Source organism: Chitinophaga sp., from assembly GCF_036569185.1.
Classification (GTDB): Bacteria; Bacteroidota; Bacteroidia; order Chitinophagales; family Chitinophagaceae; genus Chitinophaga.
On sequence record NZ_DATCRD010000322.1, the window covers coordinates 1 to 6,676 of the forward strand.

4 protein-coding genes are annotated in these 6,676 nt (G+C 49.4%); 2 read left to right on the top strand and 2 right to left on the bottom strand.

The genetic code is table 11. The annotated features are described in order from the left end of the window. Both VIM72_RS24655 and VIM72_RS24660 read left to right on the top strand, forming a co-directional pair. Window positions 1-378: L-serine ammonia-lyase, iron-sulfur-dependent, subunit beta (locus tag VIM72_RS24655; protein WP_332005486.1), on the top strand; the 378-nt coding region annotated here is incomplete at its 5' end. A gap of 130 nt (window positions 379-508) precedes the next feature. Then, a complete protein-coding gene (locus tag VIM72_RS24660) occupies window positions 509-3,316 on the top strand; it encodes a hypothetical protein (protein ID WP_332005487.1) in 2,808 nt (935 codons plus the stop codon). Between the two features lie 9 nt (window positions 3,317-3,325). Here the strand turns inward: VIM72_RS24660 and VIM72_RS24665 are convergent, their stop codons facing one another. Both VIM72_RS24665 and VIM72_RS24670 read right to left on the bottom strand, forming a co-directional pair. Next, a complete protein-coding gene (locus VIM72_RS24665) occupies window positions 3,326-3,793 on the bottom strand; it encodes a hypothetical protein (protein ID WP_332005488.1) in 468 nt (155 codons plus the stop codon). Window positions 3,794-3,851: 58 nt separating this feature from the next. After that, window positions 3,852-6,497: a valine--tRNA ligase gene (locus tag VIM72_RS24670; RefSeq protein ID WP_332005489.1), complete on the bottom strand. Its 2,646-nt coding sequence runs from the start codon at window positions 6,495-6,497 to the stop codon at window positions 3,852-3,854. Window positions 6,498-6,676: the final 179 nt, after the last annotated feature.

Here is a 6,676-nt window from a genome sequence, read left to right on the forward strand (position 1 = left end):
GCCATGGGTGGATGCCAGGCCGAGATCGGTGTCTCCTCCGCCATGGCTGCCGCAGCGCTTACTGAATCCGTCGGCGGAAGCCAACGACAGGCAATGATGGCGGCCGAGATCGCCATGGAACACCACCTGGGCCTTACCTGCGATCCTATTGGCGGCCTGGTACAGGTGCCCTGCATTGAAAGGAACACCATGGGCGCTATTAAAGCCATTACCGCATCCCAGCTGGCGTTGCAAAGCAATCCGGAAATGGCAAAGGTTTCCCTCGATGCTGTAGTAAAAACGATGTGGGAAACAGCGCAGGACATGAACTCAAAATATAAGGAAACTTCCGATGGAGGCCTGGCAGTGAATATTCCTATCAGTCTCCCTGAGTGTTAAAAGATACCAGGTAACGAATTACAGATTTAAAAGCAGATTGCGGCGAATATCGGTTATAATATAAGGAAAGAACCATATTTTCGTTTATACATTATCATCATCTGCTTAGATCCGTAATTCGTTATTTTTTATGCGTGTTATCCTTGCCATTACGCTGTTGTCTTTTTCCCTTTCTTTATCGGCGCAACAATTCGGAGGTAACCCGCCTTCGCTGAAATGGCAACAGATCAACACCGATACGGTGCGGGTGATCTTTCCTCATGGCATGACAGCCCAAGGGGAACGTGTAGCCGGCCTGGTTCACTATCTTAACCGTTATACCCGTTCCTCTATCGGGGGGCTGGAAAGAAAAGTAAACATCGTATTACAAAATCAGACCCTGCAATCCAACGGGTATGTACAACTCGGTCCCTTCCGTTCCGAATTTTATCTGGCGCCACCACCTAACTCGCTGGACCTGGGCTCCCTGAACTGGGTAGATCAGCTGGCAGTGCACGAATACCGGCATGTGTTACAGAACATGAACTTCCGGCAGGGCGTATCCAAAGTGTTTTCTATCCTCGGAGGCCAGCTGGGACAGGCCGCCATTACCAATATTGCAGTGCCTAACTGGTTCTGGGAAGGAGATGCAGTGGTGATGGAAACTGCATTGACACCACAGGGCAGGGGAAGATTGCCCGGCTTTTTCGATGGCTTCCGCGGCCTTTCACTGGCAGGTAAACGTTACGCCTATATGAAGATCCGGAACGGCTCCTATGTGGATTATGTACCGGATCATTACCCGCTGGGGTACCTGATGACCACCTACGGCCGGGAACATTACGGGCAAACTTTCTGGAAAGATGTGACCAGTGATGCCGTCCGTTTCCGTGGGGTATTTTACCCATTGTCGCACAGCCTGAAGAAAAGAACAGGCATGAATGTAACCGGCTTTTACAATGCCATGCTGAAAGAATACCAGCCGCTGTGGAACAACTATGCCGCGAGACCGGACACCACACCGGCCCGGCCTTTGCTGCCGGTAGCCAAACCAGTGACTAATTATAACTATGTCTACAGCGCCGGCAAAAACGAATGGGTGGTATTAAAGAATGCCTGGAATAAAGTGCCTGGTATTTACCGCCTGGATGCCGCGGGCAAAGAAAGCCTGCTGGTACGCCCGGGTATTGTATATGATGACTTCTTCAGTTACCGCAATGGCCGCATTGCCTGGGCTGCTGCCCGTTTTGACGCCCGCTGGGGCTGGAAGGATTTTTCAGTGATCCGGGTATGGGATAACGCTACCGGGCGTACGAAAACAGTTTCCCCGAAGGGAAAATTCTTTTCCCCGGATATCAGTGAAAACGGGGAGCATGTAATAGCCGTTGCTCTCACCACCAACATGAAATACAGCCTGCAGCTGATCAACACCCGTACCGCCGCCGTAGAGAAGGAGTTGCCCAACCCTGAAAACTGGTATTATACCTATCCTCGTTTTGCCGCAGGAGAACAGGCAGTGATCAGCGCAGTAAGGAACAGCAAAGGAGAGATGGCGCTGGTACAGCAATCGCTGGCTACAGGCGAAAGCACCGTGCTTACGCCTTTCAGTTATACTGTATTAGGGATCCCGGTGGTGAGCGGCGATACCGTTTATTTTACCAGCGGGCTGAAAGATGTGAATAACGTGTATGCGATCACGTTATCAGACAGGAAAACATACGAGGTGACCGACAGGGGGAACAGTGCGCTGCATATGGCAGTGGATCAGTTGGCCGATAGCCTCGTTTTCAGTGAGTTCACCGTAAAAGGATATAAGTTGTATCATGCGGCGCTGAACAAAGCGGCATGGGAACCGGCAGATGTAAGCAAGGACGGGCGCAGCGCCTGGTTACAGCCTCATTTTAAGGAAGGCGGTAACATCCTGGAGCGGACGCATGATTCCCTGCCGGTGAAAAAGTACCCCCAGTTTACCCGACCCTTTAACTTCCACAGCTGGGTGCCTTCTTTTAATGATCCGGATTACAGCATATCCCTGATAGGAGAGAATATATTAAGCACTACTTCTACCAGTATCGGCTATACGTATAACAGGAATGAAGGAAGCTCAGATATAGCCGCCGCCTTTACTTTCGCGGGATGGTTCCCCGTGCTGTCGGTGGGGGCGGATTATACCATTAACCGTAACGGGCTTGATCAGAACCGGCAGCGTGTATACTGGAATGAAGCCACCGCGCATGTGGGTGTGAGTGTTCCGTTGAACTTCTCATCGGGGCTTTACAGCCGTAGTTTATCTCTCGGTAGTAATTACAATATCCGTCACCGTTATCTCGATGCCAGGTATAAAGGAAACGACCTGCAATTCCTGACCAACACTATCATCTTCAATAACCAGCGGATCAAAGCGGTACAAAATATCTACACCCATTTCGGGCAATATCTTGCGGTGCAGTATAACAGTTCTGTAACGGGCCTGTATGCAGAACAGCTGTATGCCAGGCTGGATCAGTATTTGCCGGGATTGTGGCAAAACCACAGCCTGGTATTGCAGGGCGCCTACCAGCAACGGGATAATGCGTTCAATTATACCTTCACCGATAATTTCGTATATGCAAGGGGATATAATACGCCTTTGTATACCAGTATCTATAAACTCGGGGCCAATTATCACTTGCCATTGGCGTATCCCGATTGGGGATTTGCACAGATCCTGTATTTTAACCGCATCAGGGCCAACCTGTTTTACGATTACAGCATGGCCAGGTTTTCCCGCAACAACGTGAATACCAATACCCGCTATACTTCCGCAGGCACGGAACTGTTTTTTGATACCCGCATAGGCAACGCGTTGCCGTTTACATTTGGGGTGCGTTTCAGTCACCTGTTCGACCAGGATCCGGCGGACAATGCACAGAACCGGGTTGATTTTATAGTACCGATCCAGCAGTTATTTAATTATTAGGAAGATAGATTACTTCACGTTTATCTGGATGGATGGAGCTTTGTATAACTTGTCTTCTGTGTATTTGATGATGATTTCATCGAAATAGAGCACATCTCCTGTTTGCAGGGTTTCTTTCAGGTTTTTGCTCCATGCGGCGGGCAGGGTGGCTGTCTTGAAATTATCGCCGGTAAAATCTTTGTATATGGCAGGTTGCCCGGTAGTATCGTTAAGATAAGGTTCATGTCTTTCATAGGTAAAAGCAAAAGACTGCACCGGGTATTTGATATTTTTCTCGTCGCGCACAATCAGCGCAGAGTCCAGTAATTTGATCACTTCACTTTTTGGCAGGGTATCGCTCAGGTAAATGCTCCAGCTGCTGCGGAGTTTCATGGGTCTTTTGCTGGTTACGGCGGTAGTGGGTTTCTTTGCGGATTGCGCAATTACCGGTGTAACAGCAGTGGCTAATAAGAAACTAAGTAACAGATGTTTTTGCATGATAGTACCGGGATATAAAAAATCGCCCGGTATAGTAACGACCGGGCGATCTTAAAAATTATAAGGACTTTAAACTTTCCTCTATGACAGCAATCTTTGCTTCGGCGTCTGCTTTTTTCTGACGCTCTGCATCTACAGCTTCTGCTTTAGCGTTCTGTACAAAGCGCTCATTGCTGAGTTTCTTTTCTACAGATGCCAGGAATCCTTTCAGATATTCCAGGTCTTTGGTGAGCGCTGCTTTCTGGGCGGTGGTGTCCAGTGCGGTTTCTGTGCCCAGGTAGAATTTATCTTTCTGGATCACGAGGGTAATGCAACCTGGCACAGGCTCCTGTACATAATGAATGGCTTTTGCATTCACCTGTTTCGCGAGCATGTTTTCAATTTGTTTGAACGCATTATCGTGTTTGGTTTCTATATACAGTACGATCGGATCTTTTGGTTTGATCTGATGTTTGTTGCGTGCATCGCGGATGCTGCTGATCACTTCCTTGGCAAGTGCACCTTCCAGCAGGGTGGCATGTACCGGCGCCTCTGGCGTGGTGAACTGCTTTATCATCAGGGAATCATCTTCCGCGCGGGTAGTAAGCTGCTGGTATATTTCTTCCGTAATAAAAGGCATATACGGATGCAGCAGCTGCATCAGCTGTTCGAAGAAGTAAATGGTTTTACGATAGATGGATGCAGGGATCGGTTGTTCAAAACCTGGTTTAACCCACTCCAGGTACCAGCTGCAGAAGTCGTCCCATACCAGGCTGTAGATCGCTTTGAGTCCTTCGCTGAGACGGAAGTCCTTATGCAGTGCAGCCACTTCTGATTGTACTTCATTCAACCTGCTTTCAAACCATTTCACAGCAAAATTATCTGCTGCGGCGTTGTTATCTTCTTCCTGGCGCTGTTCCCACATCTTCACCAGTTTCAGGGCATTCCATATTTTATTACAGAAGTTGCGGCCCTGTTCACAGCTGGAGTCGTCGTACAGCAGGTCGTTACCGGCAGGAGAGGAGATCATGATCCCAAAGCGTACCGCATCAGCACCGGACTTGTCGATCATCTCGAGCAGGTCGGGTGAGTTGCCGAGGCTCTTACTCATCTTGCGGCCTTGTTTGTCGCGCACCATTCCTGTGAAATATACGTCGGCAAAGGGTTTTACTTCTTTGTATTCCAGTCCGGCCATGATCATACGGGCTACCCAGAAGAAGATGATATCCTGCCCGGTTACCAGTACGGAGGTGGGGTAGTAGTAATTGATATCTTCATTATTGGGTTGGGAGATGCCATTGAATACTTCCATGGGCCAGAGCCAGGAGCTGAACCAGGTATCCAGGCAATCTTCATCCTGTTTGAGCTCGGCGGCGGATACAGTGATGCTGCGGGCGGCAAACTGCTGTACTGCTTCCGCTGCGGTAGCCGCTACTTCAAAGGAGCCGTCCGGCGCATACCAGGCCGGGATTTGCTGGCCCCACCACAACTGCCGGGAAATACACCAATCCTTTACATTTTCCATCCAGTATTTGTAGGTTGCCAGGAAGCGGTCGCCGGGATGGATTTTTACATCACCGTTTACTACTGCATCCAGGGCGGGTTTGGCCATTTCCGCCATTTTTACGAACCACTGGGTGGAGATACGGGGTTCTACTACCGTGTCGGGATTACGCTGGCTGTAACCGAGGCGGGTGGTATATTCCTGTTCTTTTACGAGCAGTCCCTGTTCCGCCAGGGCGGCCACTACTTTTTTACGGGCAATGAAGCGGTCTTCCCCTACAAATACCACGGCGGCAGGACTCAGCGTACCGTCGTCGTTAAGGGTATCCACAATTTCCAGGTTATGTTTCAGGCCCAGGTTATAGTCGTTGATATCATGTGCAGGCGTCACTTTCAGTGCGCCGGTACCAAATTCTTTGTCTACATAGGTATCAAATATAATGGGCACGCTGCGGTTCACCAGCGGTACTACCGCGAAGTGCCCTTTCAGGTGGGCGTATCTTTCATCGTCGGGGTTTACGCAGATGGCGGTATCGCCCATGATGGTTTCCGGGCGCTGGGTAGCGATGGTGATGTATTCGCCGGTAGCAATGCCTTTTGCATCGGTGATGGCGTATTTCACATGATACAGCTTACCCTGGAGGTCTTTGTATTCCACTTCTTCATCGCTCAAAGCTGTTTTGGCTTTGGGGTCCCAGTTGATCATGCGTGCGCCGCGGTAGATGACGCCTTTTTTATAGAGATCGATAAAAACGGTGATCACTGCTTTGTAGTAGTGATCGTCCATAGTAAAGGTAACGCGGTCCCAGTCGCAGCTGCAGCCGAGTTTTTTTATCTGGTGGTAGATGATATCTCCATACTTATCTTTCCATTCGAAGGCATATTTGAGAAATTCTTCGCGGGTGAGCTGTGATTTTTCGATGCCTTTTTCCTGTTTGAGCATATTTACCACTTTGGCTTCCGTGGCAATGGAGGCGTGGTCGGAGCCTGGAACCCAGCAGGCGTTGAAGCCGCTCATACGAGCCCGGCGTACCAGGATATCCTGGACGGTTTCATTGAGGGTATGGCCAAGATGCAGTACCCCGGTCACATTCGGCGGGGGGATAACGACAGTAAAGGGTTGGCGGCCATCCGGTTTGGAGCGGAAATAGCCTTTATCCATCCATTGTTGGTACCATTTTTCTTCAACCGTTGCAGGCAGGTAATTTTTCGAGAGTTCCATGCTATTCATAATATAAGGTGGCAAAAATAACGGAGATTAAGGAGAGATGGAAATTTAAAGGGCAGGAATCGCTGCCCTTTAAATTAGTTTGTTGCTTCAGTTATGCCATCTCTGCGATGATTTCGCAGGTTTGTGCGATCATTTCCGGTGTAACATCGAGGTGGGTGACTATCCTTACC

Bases quoted from the DNA above. Each gene is read 5' to 3' on its own strand.
- VIM72_RS24660 (WP_332005487.1), top strand. From the start codon at position 509: ATGCGTGTTATCCTTGCCATTACGCTGTTGTCTTTTTCCCTTTCTTTA.
- VIM72_RS24665 (WP_332005488.1), bottom strand. From the start codon at position 3,793: ATGCAAAAACATCTGTTACTTAGTTTCTTATTAGCCACTGCTGTTACA.
- VIM72_RS24670 (WP_332005489.1), bottom strand. From the start codon at position 6,497: ATGGAACTCTCGAAAAATTACCTGCCTGCAACGGTTGAAGAAAAATGG.